13 protein-coding genes are annotated in these 16,974 nt (G+C 55.8%); 9 read left to right on the top strand and 4 right to left on the bottom strand.

Features of this window, described 5'->3' with window-relative positions:
- Positions 1–186 precede the first annotated feature (186 nt).
- From ACX8ZY_RS10380 to ACX8ZY_RS10365, 4 genes are all read left to right on the top strand, one after another.
- Positions 187–1,302, top strand: a complete 1,116-nt coding sequence (locus tag ACX8ZY_RS10380) for an ABC transporter substrate-binding protein (protein ID WP_010670131.1) — start codon at positions 187–189, stop codon at positions 1,300–1,302.
- 165 nt (positions 1,303–1,467) lie between these two features.
- The gene (locus tag ACX8ZY_RS10375) at positions 1,468–1,875 is read left to right on the top strand and encodes a DUF2231 domain-containing protein (RefSeq protein WP_010244987.1); all 408 of its coding nucleotides are present in this window, start codon (positions 1,468–1,470) and stop codon (positions 1,873–1,875) included.
- A gap of 12 nt (positions 1,876–1,887) precedes the next feature.
- Entirely contained in the window at positions 1,888–3,189 is a 1,302-nt protein-coding gene (locus tag ACX8ZY_RS10370; protein ID WP_010670132.1) for a PQQ-dependent sugar dehydrogenase, read from the top strand.
- A 627-nt stretch (positions 3,190–3,816) separates the two neighbouring features.
- Entirely contained in the window at positions 3,817–4,449 is a 633-nt protein-coding gene (locus ACX8ZY_RS10365; RefSeq protein WP_111534068.1) for a DapH/DapD/GlmU-related protein, read from the top strand.
- A 16-nt stretch (positions 4,450–4,465) separates the two neighbouring features.
- On the opposite strand, the gene ACX8ZY_RS10360 is transcribed toward ACX8ZY_RS10365, so the two are convergent.
- Both ACX8ZY_RS10360 and ACX8ZY_RS10355 read right to left on the bottom strand, forming a co-directional pair.
- Positions 4,466–5,350 (bottom strand): EamA family transporter, encoded by an 885-nt coding sequence (locus tag ACX8ZY_RS10360; RefSeq protein ID WP_022625667.1) that lies wholly within the window; start codon positions 5,348–5,350, stop codon positions 4,466–4,468.
- Positions 5,347–6,558, bottom strand: a complete 1,212-nt coding sequence (locus tag ACX8ZY_RS10355; RefSeq protein ID WP_425021114.1) for an MFS transporter — start codon at positions 6,556–6,558, stop codon at positions 5,347–5,349. Before ACX8ZY_RS10355 ends, ACX8ZY_RS10360 begins: the two co-directional genes overlap by 4 nt.
- 129 nt (positions 6,559–6,687) lie before the next feature.
- On the opposite strand from ACX8ZY_RS10355, the gene ACX8ZY_RS10350 reads away from it, so the two are divergent.
- Both ACX8ZY_RS10350 and ACX8ZY_RS10345 read left to right on the top strand, forming a co-directional pair.
- On the top strand, positions 6,688–7,143 hold the full coding sequence (locus ACX8ZY_RS10350; RefSeq protein WP_033767222.1) for a winged helix-turn-helix transcriptional regulator: 456 nt from the start codon (positions 6,688–6,690) through the stop codon (positions 7,141–7,143).
- Between the two features lie 355 nt (positions 7,144–7,498).
- A complete protein-coding gene (locus tag ACX8ZY_RS10345; protein WP_158131705.1) occupies positions 7,499–8,929 on the top strand; it encodes a purine-cytosine permease family protein in 1,431 nt (476 codons plus the stop codon).
- A gap of 92 nt (positions 8,930–9,021) precedes the next feature.
- On the opposite strand, the gene ACX8ZY_RS10340 is transcribed toward ACX8ZY_RS10345, so the two are convergent.
- Together ACX8ZY_RS10340 and ACX8ZY_RS10335 are read right to left on the bottom strand one after the other, a co-directional pair.
- Entirely contained in the window at positions 9,022–10,344 is a 1,323-nt protein-coding gene (locus tag ACX8ZY_RS10340; RefSeq protein WP_158149312.1) for an MFS transporter, read from the bottom strand.
- A 191-nt stretch (positions 10,345–10,535) separates the two neighbouring features.
- Positions 10,536–11,549 carry a GT-D fold domain-containing glycosyltransferase gene (locus tag ACX8ZY_RS10335; RefSeq protein WP_052271952.1) on the bottom strand — a complete coding sequence of 338 codons (1,014 nt, stop codon included), beginning with the start codon at positions 11,547–11,549 and terminating at the stop codon, positions 10,536–10,538.
- 668 nt (positions 11,550–12,217) lie between these two features.
- On the opposite strand from ACX8ZY_RS10335, the gene ACX8ZY_RS10330 reads away from it, so the two are divergent.
- From ACX8ZY_RS10330 to ACX8ZY_RS10320, 3 genes are all read left to right on the top strand, one after another.
- A complete protein-coding gene (locus tag ACX8ZY_RS10330) occupies positions 12,218–14,575 on the top strand; it encodes a membrane-bound PQQ-dependent dehydrogenase, glucose/quinate/shikimate family (protein WP_425021115.1) in 2,358 nt (785 codons plus the stop codon).
- A 308-nt stretch (positions 14,576–14,883) separates the two neighbouring features.
- Positions 14,884–15,864, top strand: coding sequence for a TIM barrel protein (locus tag ACX8ZY_RS10325; protein ID WP_022625661.1), 981 nt, complete (start codon positions 14,884–14,886; stop codon positions 15,862–15,864).
- Between the two features lie 55 nt (positions 15,865–15,919).
- Positions 15,920–16,960, top strand: coding sequence for a sugar ABC transporter substrate-binding protein (locus ACX8ZY_RS10320; protein ID WP_010244953.1), 1,041 nt, complete (start codon positions 15,920–15,922; stop codon positions 16,958–16,960).
- The last annotated feature ends 14 nt before the right edge of the window (positions 16,961–16,974 follow it).

The raw sequence follows: 16,974 nt of genomic DNA, 5'->3' as shown, positions 1-16,974 counted from the left end.
GACCGTTTTGTGAGCAGCGACACGCTGCGCTTTTTCCTCTCAAGGGATCACTTTGAGTGCAACTCCGCCAGTTAACCCTGCAGCAAAAAACATTTAACCGGATGACTTCCCCTGACCACTGTTTTAGGTGATAGTAACGCCGCTTTACATTAATAATTCTCATTATCATTTGTGCGGGTTTTTACAATGAAAAAATGGTTTTTAGCGCTGGGGCTGCTCACGCTGGCAGGGACGGCTTCGGCCAAATTGATTACCGATGTCGCAGGCCGTCAGGTCGAGGTGCCGCAGGAGGCAAAACGCATCATTCTGGGTGAGGGCCGTCAGATGTATCTGCTGGCGGCATTTGATACTGATGCCCCATTTAAACGGGTGATTGGCTGGCGTGACGACTTCCCGAAAGCGGACTGGGACGGTTATCAGGCTTACGAAAAACGCTATCCGGAAATTAAAAAATTACCGACCTTTGGCGGGGCGAAAGATGGCACTTTCAACGTCGAGCAGGCGTTAACCCTGAAGCCCGATCTGGTGCTGATGAATCTGGAATCCAAAGCCGCCACCGATGAAGGCAAGCTGATTGAAAAACTGCAGGCAGTAGGCGTGCCGGTGGTGTTTATCGATTTCCGCGAAGCGCCGATGGTGAATGCGGAGAAAAGTATCCGCATCATGGGCGAACTGGTGAACAAACCGGCGCGTGCCCAGGAAATTATCACCTTCCGCCAGCAGCAGATTGACCTTGTCACCTCGCGTCTGAAGAACTTTACCGGCTACCGCCCGAAAGTGATGATTGACCGTGCAGGCGGCTACAGCGACGAGTGCTGCATGTCGTTTGGCAATGAAAACTTTGGTCAGATGGTTGAGATTGCGGGCGGTCGTAACATCGCTAAAGATCTTATCCCTGGCACCTTCGGCACCGTTAACCCGGAACAGATTATCGCCAGCCAGCCGGATGTGGTGGTAGTGACCGGCGCTAACTGGAAGAATTACAATACCGTGGGAAAATGGGTCGGCGTCGGTCCGGGTGCCAATGTCACCGAGGCTACCGCGCGTCTTAAGGGGCTGATGATGCGCGATGCTTTTAAAACCCTGCCGGTGGCGCACAACGGCAATGTCCACGCCATCTGGCATCAGTTCTACGACAGCCCTTACCAGTTTGTGGCTATCCAGGCGCTGGCGAAATGGCTGCATCCCGATCTGTTTGCCGATCTGGATCCGGACGCCACCTTCCGCACGTTCCACGAGAAGTTCCTGCCGCTGCCTTATCAGCCAGGATACTGGGTCACTTTACCCGCTGATAAACCCTGACTGACCGGCGATGACAGGGACGTCATCCGCCTGATTTGCAATTCCTCCTGAATAAACCCTCTGTTTCTCTTCAGATTTACTAATCTTTTACAGGCGCGGAGTCAGTTGCTCTGAGCAGCGCGACGTCTGACGCGGTCCGCATTCACGTTAAAAATGGAGAGAAACATGCGCAATACCCTGGGAAGATCGGCCTTTGCCGTGACGCTGTACGCTCTGCTGGAGCCGGTGCCGCTGGGCTTTTTTGTCGCAGCCTGGCTGTTCGATATTCTCTATAGCCAGACCTTTGTGCTGTTCTGGACGGATGCCGCAGGCTGGCTGATTGCGCTGGGACTGATACTGGCGATTGTGCCGCGACTCATCGCGCTGGTTTATCTGTTCCGCGGCAGTGACAGTGCGGAAAAGAGTCATTTCTGGCTCTGGCTGGTGGCGATTGTGATCGCTATCGTCAATGCGTTTATTCACAGCCGTGATGCCGCCGCTGTCATCCCGCTGGGCGTGACGCTTTCGACGCTGGTGGTAGCGCTGCTGCTGCTGGCGAATGTGCAACTTGCGTTACGTCAGCGTAGCGCTTAAGGAGGAGCCACCATGAAGATACCGCATAAAACGTTGCTCGCGCTTACCCTGACAGCACTACTGGCAGGCTGTGATGATGGTGCGCTGGTCGATCCGCAGAAGCAGATCGGACCGAATCCCGAACTGCCGCAGGCACAGAACTTCTTTATGCCGCCGATGCAGGTGCCGGAAGGCACGCCGTGGAAAGCGGGCGAAATGCCAAAAGTGGCTGACGGGCTGAAAATCGAAAAGATCGCTGACAATCTGCAGCATCCGCGTCAGGTTTATGTGCTGCCGAATAACGATGTGCTGGTGGCGGAATCCAACGGCCCGGCCAAACCCACCACCCGGCCTAAACAGCTGATTATGGGCATTGTGCAGAAAGCGTCAGGTAAGGGCGGCGCTGGCGGCAACCGGATTACGCTGCTGCGCAACGTCAATGGCAAATGGGAGCAGCACCGCTTTATTGAGAATCTGCACTCGCCGTTTGGTATGCAGCTGATTGGCAATACCCTTTACGTCGCGAATGCTGACAGCCTGGTGAAGTTCCCCTATCGCGAAGGGGAGACGGAGATCCGCACCGCGCCTGAAGAGGTGACGGAACTGCCGGGCGGGCCGATTAACCACCACTGGACCAAAGCGCTGTTGGCCAGCCCCGATGGCAGCAAGCTCTATGTGGGTGTCGGCTCCAACAGTAACGTCACCGAGAACGGCATTGGCGCAGAGTATCGCCGCGCCGCGGTGCTGGAAGTGGACGCGGCCAGCGGTGCCAGCCGGATCTACGCCAGCGGATTGCGCAATCCGACCGGCTTACAGTGGGAACCGCAGAGCGGAAAACTGTGGGCCATCGTCAATGAACGTGATGAAATCGGCTCCGATCTGGTGCCAGACTACATGACCTCAGTGCAGGACAAAGGCTTCTATGGCTGGCCCTACAGCTACTTTGGTCAGCATGTGGATACCCGTGCCGAACCGCAGCGTCCCGATCTGGTTGAGAAGGCGATTAAGCCTGATTATGCCCTGAGTTCGCATGTCGCTCCGCTGGGGCTGCTGTTCTACGGCGCAGATAACATGCCGCAATACCAGGGCGGTGCGTTTATCAGTGAACATGGCAGCTGGAACCGTACGCCGCTGAATGGCTACAAAGTGGTGTGGGTGAAATTTGAAAACGGCAAGCCGGTGGGTCAGCCGCAGACGGTGGTCTCGGGCTTCCTGACGGACGACGAAAAGCAGGTGCGTGGATTACCGGTCGGTCTGGCCAGCGACAAACAGGGCGGTGTCCTGATTGCTGACGATGCGGGTAATACCGTGTGGCGAATCAGCGCCGCGAAGTAAGCATTGCGCTGTTTTTTTAAGCAGAAAGCAGGCATAAAAAAAGGATTTGGCATTTCGCCAAATCCTTTATTTTTTGTTCGCTACCCGGCTGGTAACCGCGCTGCGAACGAGGTGCTCAGCACTCTCCACAAACAAGATTGTAAAATGTGCGGCTAAGGATTTCAAGTTTCGCCAAAATGCTGTATGTTTATACAGGTGTTGGGTGTTGAGCATCGCCTCATTGTCGACTGGCCGCTCCCAGGGGCACGGTTTTAAAATCCCGGCAGGCATCAGGTGGTGCTGGCCTGTGGCTTTAACCATGAGTGCCGCTCAGCTCTCTCCACAAAGATGTGCTTAGGCGCCCGGCGGGTAGAGTCAAAGCCCTGGTTGCCGAACAGCGCGCTCCTGTAAAAGGAGAAGGAAAGTGATGGAACTGACTAAGCTGATTCTGGATCTTATCCGGGTCATCTTGCAGATCATCGTTGCCCTTATGCAACTGACCGGTCACGCAGGTTAACCGGAACTTGAAACAAGGCGGAGCTAACCACTCCGCCTTTTTTCTTTGTCAATTCTCTGTCATCGGAGGCGGGTAAGGTGGTGCGGCAAAAGCACGCCGCCGGGGCGCTGCTTATCCAGACCGGGAGTTTTATGTCCATTGCCGCCGTTATGCCCGCCCGATTAGCGCACACATGGATTGATGAGAGTGTGAAGATGCGCGAAACCACTGTGGGTCAGCAGTGTGAGATCCTGGCGCACAGCACGCTGGAGTATAGCGTGCTGGGTGACTTCTCCTATGTCGGCGAACACTGCTGCCTGGCCGATACCCAGGTGGGGCGCTTCTGCGCCATTGCTAATCAGGTGCGCATTGGCGCGCCGAATCATCCTATGGACCGCGCCTCCCAGCATCGCTTTACCTACTGCCCGGAGTATTACCACCCCGACGCCCGACGCGATCAGGGTTTCTTTTCCGCCCGTCGCGCCGATCGGGTGATAATCGGTCACGATGTGTGGATAGGTCACGGCGTAATTGTGCTGCCTGGCGTCACCATTGGTGATGGTGCGGTGCTGGCTGCGGGTGCAGTCGTGACGAAAAACGTCGCGCCCTACAGCGTCGTGGGCGGTGTTCCGGCCAGGCCACTGCGGGTGCGCTTTACACCGGCTATCGCCGCCCGTCTCCAGCGCATTGCCTGGTGGAACTGGCCGCTGGAGAAACTGCTGGCGAATCTGCCCGATTTTCAGCACGGTGACATCGAAGCGTTCTGCCAGCGGCACGGTGCATAGCCACCCCACGGCGCCGTCAGCCGGTTTGTACGCCGAAATAGCGCACAACCCGCTGGCCATAGAGCCCGACGGCCAGTCCGGCGACGATCAGCAGCAGCGCGGCGATTTTCTGAGGTGAAACCGTTTCGCCAAATATCGCCACTGAACCCAGGATGCCGAACACCGGTACCAGCAGCGACAGTGGCGCGACCGTTGAAACCGGATAGTGTTTCAGCAGCCAGTTCCACACCCAGTAGCCCAGCAGGGTATTGGGATAGACCTGAAACAGTATCGACAACACCGCCTTCACATCCAGCTGAGTGAAGAGTGCGTGATAGCCCGCGCTGCCATTGACCAGCCCGTCCAGCAGGAAGAGTGGAATGGGTGCAAAGGCGCTCGACCAGACCAGAAAAGCAAAAACCTGCCGGGTGCCCGCTTTTTTATTGATGATATTGGCAATACTCCATGCGACCGCGCCTGCCAGCACCAGCAGCATGCCGGAAAACGTCACCGAACCATCGGTAATGAAAAAAATGCTCAGCAGACCGGCGCAGGCCAGCGCACAACCGGCGATCTGATAGCGGCTGAGACGCTCTTTAAATACCCAGCCACCGAGCAGCAGCGTGAAGAAGGCGCTGAACTGCAGCAGCAGCGAGGCGATGCCCGCCGACAGTCCGGTTTTAATCCCCAGATTCACCAGACCCCACAGGCCAATCCCGAAGACCAGGCCATAGCTGATCAGGTAGCGCCACGGCACGTCCGGTTTCTTAATAAAGAACAACGCTGGCAGGGCGCAGAGCGTAAAGCGGATACCTGCCAGGATAAACGGGTCGACCGCCTGCAGGCCGAGCTTGATAACTGAAAAGTTAACCCCCCAGATGGCGGTGATCATGACGGCGAGCAGCAGATGCGTTAATTTCATGAGTGACGAACTCCGGACCAGCAGAGAAAGGCAGAGGCACTGACCGCTGCACCGGCATAGCAGACAGCCTGCCATCCCCAGTGCGTATAAAGCTGAGTGGCGGCGATGGCCCCCAGCGCACTGCCCAGCGAGTAAAAGCACATATAGGCCCCCACCAGACGACTTGCCGCCTCGGGTCGGGCGGCCACGATCAGGCTCTGATTAATCACATGTACCGTCTGGACGACGAAATCGAGCAGGATCACCCCGAAAATCAGCAACAGCAACGAGGTGTGAAGCGCGGCTATCGGCAGCCAGGAGAAGGTCAGCAACGCCAGGGCTAAGCCAGTGGCACGCTGCCCCAGGCCCAGGTCAGCCCATGCGCCTGCTCTGGAGGCCGCCAGCGCACCGGCAATTCCGGCCAGGCCGAACATCCCGGTCTGGGTGTGTGACAGTGACAGGGCGGTAAGTGGCAGAACCATCGAAGACCAAAGCATACTGAAGGCTGCAAAAATCAGCAGCGCCAGGATCCCGCGTCTGTGCAGCTGCGGTTCCGTGAGGAAGAGACGGAAAACAGACAGTAAGAGGTGAGGATAAGATGTGCGCCGCGTCTGACCTGCTGTGGCGGGCAGCACTTTCGCCAGGATGAGCGAGATCAGGAGTAACAGGCAGGCAGCCGTCAGATAGACCGCCCGCCAGCCCGCCAGGTCAGCAATCATTCCGGAAACAAACCGCGCCAGCAGGATGCCGATCACGATGCCGCTGGTCACGCTGCCCACCACCTGTCCGCGCTGTTCTGGTGACGCCAGCATGGCGGCCCACGCCACCATCAGCTGAGTGACCACCGCCATTAATCCCACCAGCAGCATTGCACAGAGCAGCGTCATCAGGTCTGGTGCAACCGCAGCAGTGATTAACGCCACTACGGAAAGCAGCAACTGGGTAATCACCAGTTTTTTGCGGTTCACGCAGTCGCCCAGCGGCACCAGAAAGATCAGCCCGAGGGCGTAGCCGCTCTGCGTGGCCGTTACCACTGTGCCAATGGTGCCGGTGGAAACCTGCAGGCTGGCGGCGATCGACTCCAGCAGAGGCTGTGCCGAGTAAACATTGGCGACCGCCAGCGCAGAGGTGAGTGAGAACAAAAAGATCATCCGGGACGAGAGCACCGGGATCGCGGCTGGGGGCGAATCGGCTTCAGGATCACGCATCTTGCCAATCGTACAGGTCATGTTGCTTTCCTTTCTGGTTTTTATTTGAAACTGGATTGGCGATATCTTTAACCGGGCTGGTTTTTTTTTGCAACTTCTTTTCGGAGTGGCTAAACTGCCATCATGAGACAGGCAGCGTGAGAGAAGAGCATGGCTAAGCAGGAATCCCTGAGAACCAGCGAGTGTCCGGTCGCCAGAACCCTGGAGTCGATAGGTGAGCGCTGGTGCATGATGATCGTGCGTGAAGCCTTTGATGACGTCCGCAGATTCAGTGACTTCCAGCGGAATTTGGGGCTGGCGAAAAATATCCTGGCGTCACGCCTGAAGCAGCTGGTGGAGATAGGGGTGTTTGAGATTGCGCCGGCCTCCGACGGCAGCGCCTACAGCGAATATGTCCTGACCGAAAGAGGCCGTTCGCTGTTTCCGGTTGTGGTCGCGATGCGCCAGTGGGGCGAGCGTTACCTGTTTGAGAAGGGCGAAACCCACTCTGTGCTGCTGGATAATGCTGAAGGAAAGCCGCTGCCGCGCCTGGAGGTTATCTCTTCACAGGGGCAAAAACTGGAACCGGCCGACTGTCATCGTCAGCGGGTGGTGGCTGAAGGGTAACCGTCAGGGTTTTTCCTCTTCCGCACACTCTGAGACTGGCAGGCCTGACATCGTACGCGTTACCCGATCATCGCTGTCGCCTGTAGCGGTGATCGACCAAAATACCTCACTCCCGTTTTACGCCCCGCCGTAAGGGCGTTATCCCCGGAAACAGGTCCCCGCGCTTCCTCATCCTTTCCTGCCCCGCATCATGACAGGCCTGTCGATATCATCACATTTTCCAATGACCGGTTGCCTTGTAACTTCCCGATGCGCATGACAATATCGCTGCTTGTATAGACATGTACTCTCAACCCTGGATTGTGCAAATCACGCTTTCAGTCAACACGTCTCTCACTGTTCCAGCGAGGAATCTATGTCGGTCAAATCATCTGTATCAGATTATTCAGGCTCAGAGAAACAGAGCCTGTCAGAAACCCGCTCCATTGATTACATCCCGCTGGGTGAACGTCATGGTCATCCCTTTAACCAGTTCACGCTCTGGTTTGGTGGCAATCTGCAAATCACGGCTATTGTCACGGGTGCGCTGGCCGTGGTGCTGGGTGGAGACGTCGTGTGGTCTCTTATCGGCTTACTGGTGGGGCAGATTCTGGGTGCAGCGATCATGTCTTTGCATGCGATCCAGGGCCCGCGCCTGGGTTTACCGCAGATGATTACCAGCCGTATGCAGTTTGGCGTGTTTGGTGCTGTTATTCCTCTGGTGCTGGTGTGCATTATGTATGTGGGATTTTCAGCCAGCGGGACAGTATTAGCCGGGCAGGCGCTGGCTAAACTTATCCATGTCAGTCATTCAACCGGGATGATCCTGTTCAGCACCCTCATCGTGATCATTGCGGTGCTGGGCTATCGCGTGATTCATCAACTGGGCAAGCTGGCGAGCGTCATTGGCGTTTTAGCCTTTGCTTATCTGTTTATCACGCTGTTCTCTGCACATGACTTATCAGCCGTGTGGCAGAATCAGCACTTTACCCCGGCAAATTTCCTGCTGGCGGTCTCACTGTCTTCATCCTGGCAAATTGCCTTCTGTCCTTATGTCTCTGACTATTCACGCTATCTGCCAGCTGATGTCTCTGCGAAGAAACTCTTCAGTTCAGTCTTTTTTGGCACCGTACTTGGCACGCAGGCTTCAATGACGCTGGGGGTGATTGTCGCTGCCATTGCCGGAAGTGCGTTTGCAGGCAATGAGGTCGGGTACATCGTGAGCATGGGTAGCACGGCGACCATGGCCATGGTGATTTATTTCGCCATTTGCTTTGGAAAAATCACGTTTACCACGCTGAACGCCTACGGCAGTTTTATGTCACTGACCACCATTGTCTCTGGCTTCCGGCAGAAAACCACGCTGAGTCGGGGTGGGCGCATTCTGTTTGTGGTGCTTATGGTTACGCTGGCCTGCGTCATTGCTCTTCTCAGTGAACCGGCCTTTCTGAAATCCTTCACCCACTTCCTGCTGTTTCTGCTGGCTTTCTTTGTGCCGTGGAGCGCGATTAGCCTGACCGATTTCTATCTGATCACCAGGGGCAGGGTTGATGTCCCGGCACTGTCGCAGCCGGACGGACGCTATGGACGCTGGAACCTGGCCGGCATTACCGTCTATTTTCTGGGCGTGCTGGTGCAACTGCCGTTTATCGATAATCCGCTGCACCATGGATCGCTGACCTGGATTTTTGCCGGTAATGATGTCTCGTGGATCATCGGCTGGTTTGCGACGGCACTGTTATGGCTGATCGCCAGCCGCTGGGATCGTCGGGGCATCCCCGAACAGTCAATTTATCCCGCCCAATAACAAGGTCAGGCCGCCTGAGCGGCAGCCTTTCAGGGAGTGTCACTCTTCGCGGGTGTGTGATCACCCGCGTGTCAGGAAATCCTCTTTTAAGATCAGGCGGCAGAAACGTCCGCTGCGCCGGTCTGCGCCTCGGCCACCAGCGGCTTCTCCGGTTGCAGCAGTGTCATTGCCAGCATACTGCCAAAGGCGATCAGCGCGGTGACGGTAAACATCGCGTTGTAGCCGTAATATTCCGCCAGCCAGCCGCAGAGCATCGGAGAGATAATCGCTGCCAGATTGGCTATCGCCAGCGTCATGCCACTGTAGGTGCCCACCGACGCTTTAGGGGTGACATCAATCACCACCGACCAGTAGACATTGTTTACCAGTGCATTCAGCGCATTGCCCAGGGTCATCAGTGCAATAATCCCCGCAGCCGACTGCACATAGGGGATCGCCATAAAGCAGCAGGCGGTGCCGCACAGCGTGACGGCGGCAAACAGATTGCGCGCCAGACGCAGATTACGGAAGCGAGCCAGCAGGGCATCGGCAATGCGACCGCCCAGCAGCACCGTGATACAGGCGCCGCTCCACGGGATCATCGCGACGTACCACAGTGAGTGCAGGTCGTAATGGAAATTATCCTGCAGATATTTCGGCATCCAGGTCACCAGGGTAAAGGTGATGTAGAGGAATGAGAAGTAGCCCAGCGCGTTGCAGACCAGGGTGCGGCTGGTAAAGAAGCGCCACCAGGGCAGTGGTACGCTGTCGCCCGCGCTGCGGCGCTGACCGGTCTGGATAAGCTGACGTTCTGCGGTATTGGTATGTGGACTTTTCTCCGGGCTGTCGCTGAAGGTGCGGGCAAACAGCGCCATCGCCAGCAGGGAGAAAACACCGAGCAGGATAAACATCATGCGCCAGTCATGGGTCAGCAGCAGCAGGCCCACCGCAATCGGGGCGGTCAGCAGCGCGCCAACCTGGGTCGAGAGCAGGCCGATGCCCAGCGCAAAGCCGCGCTCATTATCGGGTGCCCAGTGAGCAATCGCCTTGTTCATCAGCGCATAGGCCGGGCCTTCGGAAAAACCAAACATAATGCGAAGGGCAGCAAAGCCCATAATAGCGGATCCGCCAAACAGCGCCATGCCCAGTTCCCCCGCCCAGGCGGTGGCGATCTCCAGCAGCGACCAGAGTACGCCTGCCAGCAGCCAGACCTTTTTCGTGCCGATACGGTCGGCAAGAAAGCCGCCACACAGCGAACCAAACAGATAGCCAAAGCCAAAGTAGCCCAGAACTGCACCGAGCTGGACTTTGCTGAAGTGATACTCCGCCGCAATAGCGTTGGCCGCAAACGACAGGGCGCCGCGATCGATGTAGTTGATCAGGGCGATCAGGAACAGCAGTGAAAATATGGTGTAACGGTAACGGCTGGTTGTCATCTCACTTCTCCTGATTAAATGTCTCAGGAGAGCAGAAGCAAAATTGATGCCGGAAAGGGCATTTATCCGGCAAACAGCGGACAAGCACAGAATTCGGGCCCCTGAGCCCGCTCCGAAGGGGGTTAACTGATCCCGCTAATAATTCGCCTGCGCTTCAATGCGGTGCAGCCGCTGCCTGTCGGTGGTGAGGCTCAGGCGGCGTTATGATGGTTGGGGCTGACGTGTGGCAGCGGGATAACCACGGCTTCCGTGACTGCTTCTGTATCAGCCGTCCCGACCTGGGGTATTTCGCCAACGTGTTGTAAAATCTGCTGCTGATAAGTCGCATCTGCCACCGTAGTCTGTTCACTCAGCAGTACGCCCGCCTCATTGACGTTTTTTCCGTCCACTTTTATTTTGCTGGTGGCACTGGCCAGCATCCACTCATATTCAATATCGACGTGGCCGCTATCAATACAGCGGATACCGTGCTGACTTAAATCATATGCCAGCACGGTTGCGGTCGGCCCTAATGAAATCAAGACCAGGTCAAAGTTGACGGCATTCTTTAAAACGGTATCAAACAGACGATCATAGACGGAAAAGGCATTACGGTTCAGCGTCGTAATACGTTTCACTTCGCTGGCTCCCTCCAGTAAATCATTGCCTAATCCCAGGCGCGTTCCACTGCCTTCCACAATTAATACCCGGCGGCCCTGATAGAGCTGTTTAAACTTATCAAATATCGTCCGGGATAATTGCTTGCCTTTATAATCGTGATAGGGACGGGTCACCGAGGTATTTCCATACTGGTACTGTTTATTCAGCAGAGCCTCATAATATTTAAAATAAAATGATTTATGGAAGAACCAGAACAGGGCCGACCCGCCCCGCATATTACGGGTGGTACGAAAGGCATCCGGCAGACAGATCAGACAGTTCGGGTTGGCTCCTGAATCCTGCTGCAGCAAGGCTTTGAGCCGTGCAGAGAGATTCGGGTCAAATGGCTGAAAACCGATATTTTTATACCAGGTCATTTCCAGTTCACCGTCGCCATAACGGGCCAGAGATAATTGTGGGTTACGTAATAACAGATCGACAGTCTCTTCTATCGACATGACGGAATAACGCTTTACCCGTGCCTGCGCAGCAGGATAGCGAATGGCAGCATTAAGAAACTTAAAAGGGAAACGAAACTTGCGATAAATAGCATGAAGTGCGGTCATAGTTAACCTGCCTGGTTTATTGCTGCCAGAAAAATCCCGCCTGCTGGCCGGATAAACGAATATAAGAGAGCTGATATATATCACAGATAAAATAAGCGTCATGCTACGGAATATCTGAAATCGTTTTCATAGGCAAAATCCCTTTGTTCATTAATCTATTTCCTGAGTGTTATTTTTCAGGAAAATAATAAAAAACGCGTTCAGGCTGGCACAATTAAATCATTTGAACAGCAGCGACACCGCACCAGCGTTGATGAAGCCGCCAATAATAACAGCAGGGCAGTAACATTCCCGATTTCAGCAATAAGAGTTATTTCAGAGCAGAGTTAATAAACCATTATGATTATTTGACTCTGAAAAACTTTCGTCGGGCACACTTTAGCTGGCGTTACAGAAGGGCGGCTTGTCTGTTAATTAATCGCCTTTGAACAAAAGGTGCGGTCATTAGCAGCCTATGGTTAATTTTTTGTGATGGATATCCCGTAATCAGCCCTTCAGAAAGTAAAAAAAGCGGCCTGACCGCATTAACAGGTGACATTTATAATAAATATTTCTAATGATTAACGCTTATACACGTTTTTACATATTTCGTGCGTAAGTTAAAATCTCGTTGAATTTATGTTTCCAGCTTAACCTTTCAATTGCCGCTAATGACCCGAGGATGGATCATGATCAATAAAATAACCAGTATAATCATGGTGATATTTGCTATCGCCCTGATTTACATGGGAGGACAACTCCTGCTTGCAGGAGGCAGCGCGTTCTATGCGCTGATGGGCGTGGGCGTTCTGCTCAGCGCGATTCTGCTGTTGATGAACAAACGCAGTGCACTGACGCTTTATGCGCTGCTGATGTGGATCACTCTGTTCTGGACTATCTGGGAAGTGGGCTTCGACAAATGGCAGTGGATCCCGCGCGGCGACCTGTTTGGCGTGCTGGGTCTCTGGCTGGCGCTGCCGTGGGTGGTGCGTCCGCTCTATCAGGGGCAGCGTCGTTTCCATCCTTTCCTCGGGGGTTCCGTCGTCCTGATGGTGCTGCTGGTCATCGGTCTCTGCTTCTACGATCCGCTGCCGCAGCAGGGCGCCATTAATACGCCGCGCAACGCCTCTGCGACCGGCGGTGCCGCTGAAGAGTGGAGCGCCTATGGCGGAACCACAGATGGCCAGCGCTTCTCGGCGCTGAAGCAGATCACTAAAGATAACGTGAAAGATCTTGAAGTGGCCTGGACCTATCACACCGGCGACCTGCGTCAGGGTGATGATGCGACCGAATACACCTTTGAAGCGACATCGCTGAAAGCCAACGGCATGCTCTACTTCTGTACGCCGCACAACGAAGTCCATGCTCTTGACCCGGAAACCGGTGCGGTGAAGTGGAAAACGACGCCGGATAAAAACCGCTCTTATCTGCAGCAGCACCAGACCTGTCGTGGCGTGAGCTACTTCGATGCCGGTCAGCAGGCGCAGACGCAGACGGGCGCATCGCCGGCCATCTGCCGCAAGCGTATCTTCAATGCCACCACCGATGCCCGCCTGCTGGCGCTGGATGCCGATACCGGTAAAGCCTGTGCTGACTTTGGTGACAACGGTGTGGTGAATCTGCGCGCCAACATGGGCGAGGTGCGTCCGCACGCGCTGATGCAGACTGCCGCGCCACTGGTGGCGGGCAACCTGGTGATTGTCGGCGGTTCGGTGATGGATAACGGCTTCAACAGCGGTAATCCATCAGGTGTGATCCGTGCCTATGATGCCGTCAGCGGTCGTCTGGTGTGGAACTTCGATCCGGCTAACCCGGATAACACCGCACCGGTCGCTGAAGGGGCAACCTATCCGCAGGATACCCCGGTCGCCTGGGCCACCCTGAGCGCCGATCTGAAAAACGGCCTGGTCTATGTGCCGTTTGGTAACGCCTCGCCGGATGAAGTGGGACTTGAACGCGATCCCGCCAGCAACACTGAAAAATTCCGTGATGCGCTGGTGGCACTGGATCTGAAAACCGGTGCGTTCAAATGGCGTTATCAGAGTTCGAACCACGACCTCTGGGATCGCGATAATCCGTCACAGCCGTCGCTGGTGGACATCAACTATCAGGGCAAGCCGCAACCGGCGGTGATCCTGCCGACCAAAACCGGCAACCTGTTTGTGCTGAACCGCCTGACCGGCGAACCGGTTTATCCGGTAGAGCAGGTTAAGGTCTCCACGGATGGTATTAAAGGCGAGCAGTATGCGGCGACCCAGCCGGTCTCCAGCCTGAACTTCATTCCGCAACCGCTGACTGAGAAGTCAATGTGGGGCATTACGCCGTTTGACCAGATGGCCTGCCGCACCACGTTCCGTGAGCTGCGCTATGACGGTAACCCGTGGACGCCACCAACGGAGAAAGGCTCGCTGATCTTCCCGGGCAACATCGGGGTGTTTAACTGGGGTTCAGTAGCGGTTGATCCACAGCGTCAGATGCTGATTGCGGCACCGGTGCGCCTGGCTTACAAATACAACCTCATCAGACGCACGCCGGAAACCGAAACCCAGCGTACCTTCACCAAAGATGGTACGCCGTACTGGAATGAGAACTTCCACGGTGACTACGCTATCCACATCCAGCAGATGGCGTCGGGTCTGGGTATTCCCTGCATCGCGCCACCGTGGGGACGGATGGTCGGTGTGGATCTGACCACCGGCAAAACCGAATGGCTGCGTCGCGTCGGCACCACCAAAAACCTCAAGACCAGCTTCCTCCCTGGCCGCTTCCCGCTCGGTTTCCCGATGGGTATGGTGGCGCACGGCGGACCGCTGCTGACGGCGGGTGATCTGGTGTTCCACGGCGCAACGGCAGATAACTTCTTCCGTGCTTACGACAGCACCACCGGCGAACTGCTGTGGCAGACTGAACTGAGCGCGGGTGCGCAGGCCACGCCATCCACCTTTATGGGCAAAGATGGCAAGCAGTATGTGGTAATTGCCGCGGGCGGCCACGGCTCGCTCGGCACCACGGCGGGCGACAGCGTTGTCGCTTTCCGTCTGAAGTGATTTTTTAAAAAACCGACCCGCTGAGCGCCGCCCTGGCGCTCAGCTTTTTTTTATGCTTCTGCCTGTCAGATCTCACACCCGGCTTCGCGCGACAACCTGTTGTATTTCATCTCAATTCTTTCATCTCCGCATTCACATCATCTGATAACGCATCGAAACCATTTCGTGACAGCGCTCCCGCTTTAACGATTTCTCCTGCCTGACAGACTTGCGCATTAAGCCGCGAGGCGTAGATTAATATATGACTTCACAATTAATCGTGAATACGAAAAGTACTTCACAATACGCACTCTGAAGGATTGATGCTCATGTCGGAACTGAAATTTGCTACCCGTCTTAACTCTTTCGCCTCGGGGGCGCACCTCTACTGGCCCGATCAGCAGGGTAAGCCCTCTGTGCTGCAGATGGTTGCCCGTGCAGGCAAGGTCAAAGGCTTAACGCATCTCGACCTCAACTTTCCGCAACATCTCACCAGCGATATCCCCACACTGCGCCAGGCGATCAGTGATGCGGGTCTGGCCGTTAACGGTATGCAGATGCGCTGGGACGCGCCGCAGTTCAAAATCGGCGCGTTTACGCATCCCGACGCGAAAGTGCGTCGCGAAGCGATTGAGCTGACCAAACGGGGCATTGACGCGGGTCGGGAATTTGGTTCACGGCTGATGACGCTGTGGATGGGGCAGGACGGTTTCGATTACTGCTTCCAGGCGGACTATAAGAAGATCTGGGAGGATGCGGTCAGCGCCGTGCGTGAAGTGGCGGAGTATGCACCGGACGTTGACGTCAGCATCGAATATAAACCCAATGAGCCGCGCGCCTACAGCATCTTTCCCAACGCCACCACCTGTCTGCTGGCCGTGGAAGAGGCGGGCTGCGCCAACCTGGGGATCACCCTGGATTTTGCTCATGTACTTTTTGCCAATGAGATCCCGGCTTACGCCGCCGCCATGGTGGCGCGCCGCTCACGGCTGCTGGGGCTGGACCTCAATGACGGCTGGGGCAAGCGTGATGACGGCCTGATGGTTGGCTCAGTCAACCCACGCGCCACGCTGGAGTTTCTCTGGCAGATGCAGCGTGATGGCTACCGCGGTGCCTACTACTTCGATACCTTCCCGGATGCCAGCGGTCTTGACCCGATCCGTGAGGCAGAAAGCAATATTGCGACCGTGACTCGTCTGCTGAGGCTGTGTGACCAGCTGCACGACAACGCGGCGTTACTGGCGGCCATCGGGCGCCAGGATGCAGTGGCCTCTCAGCAGATCGTCAATGACATCATGCTGGCGCGCTGACAGCCAATTAATCATAAAAACATCACACCTCTACCCAACACCCTGAGAATAAAAAATGAAAAAACGCCTGCTTGCTCTTATCGCCTCCTCACTGCTCTGCAGCACGGTTTATGCGGCAGAACTGGCACCGCTGCAATCCGATACTGAACCGGACCGCACCGACTGGACCCAGCTCGACACCAAATATGGCGCACTGCCAAAAGTCGATAAGTCGCTGAAGATTGGCGGGGTATCGAAAACCCTGACCAATGAGTACTGGCGCTCACTCGGCCAGGGCTACCAGAACGCGGCGAAAAAGTATGGTTTCACTGTCGCTTATCAGGCGGCGGCCAATGAAGACGATCAGCTTGGTCAGCTCTCCATTGCGGAAACCCTGATCTCGCAGGGCTTTAACGGCCTGCTGGTTTCGCCGCAGACCGATATCAACCTGGAGCCTGCACTGGAGAGTGCCAACAGTAAAAATATCCCGGTGGTGAACGTTAATGATGCGGTGATGCCGAATGCGCGCTACTACGTCGGCAACGTCCAGAAGGACAATGGCGTGCGGGTGGCCAAATGGTTTATTCAGCACCATCCGCAGGGCGGCAACGTGGCGGTGATTGAAGGGCAGCCAGGGGTTTATGCCGCCGGACAGCGCACCCGTGGCTTTAAAGAGACGCTGGACAGCGCCGGGAAGTTCACCATCGTGGCCAGCGTGCCCGCTAACTGGAGTCGCGAGCAGGCCTTTAACGCCGCATCGACCATTCTGCAGCAGCATCCTGATTTAATCGGCTTCTACGCTAACAACGACACCATGGCGCTGGGCGTGGTGGAGGCGGTACGCGCGCAGAACAAAGCGTCACAGGTGGCCATCTTTGGCACTGACGGTATTTCCGATGCCTACGCCTCGATTAAGCGCGGCGAGCTGACCGGCACGGTCGACAGTTTCCCGGTGCTGACCGGTGAAGTGGCGATGGACGTCATTATCCGGCTGATCAATGGACAGAAACTGTCGCGCGTTGTCTCGACACCCCAGGCGCTGATCACCAAAGAGAATGTCGAAGCGTTCTCAACCAAAGACAACAACCGGTTGCGTCAGCTGCTGGCTCAACAATAAGTCAGCGGGAGCGG

This window comes from Pantoea sp. XAF26B01_ASV70, assembly GCF_054512635.1.
This window is presented reverse-complemented; position numbering and strand designations above follow the sequence as displayed.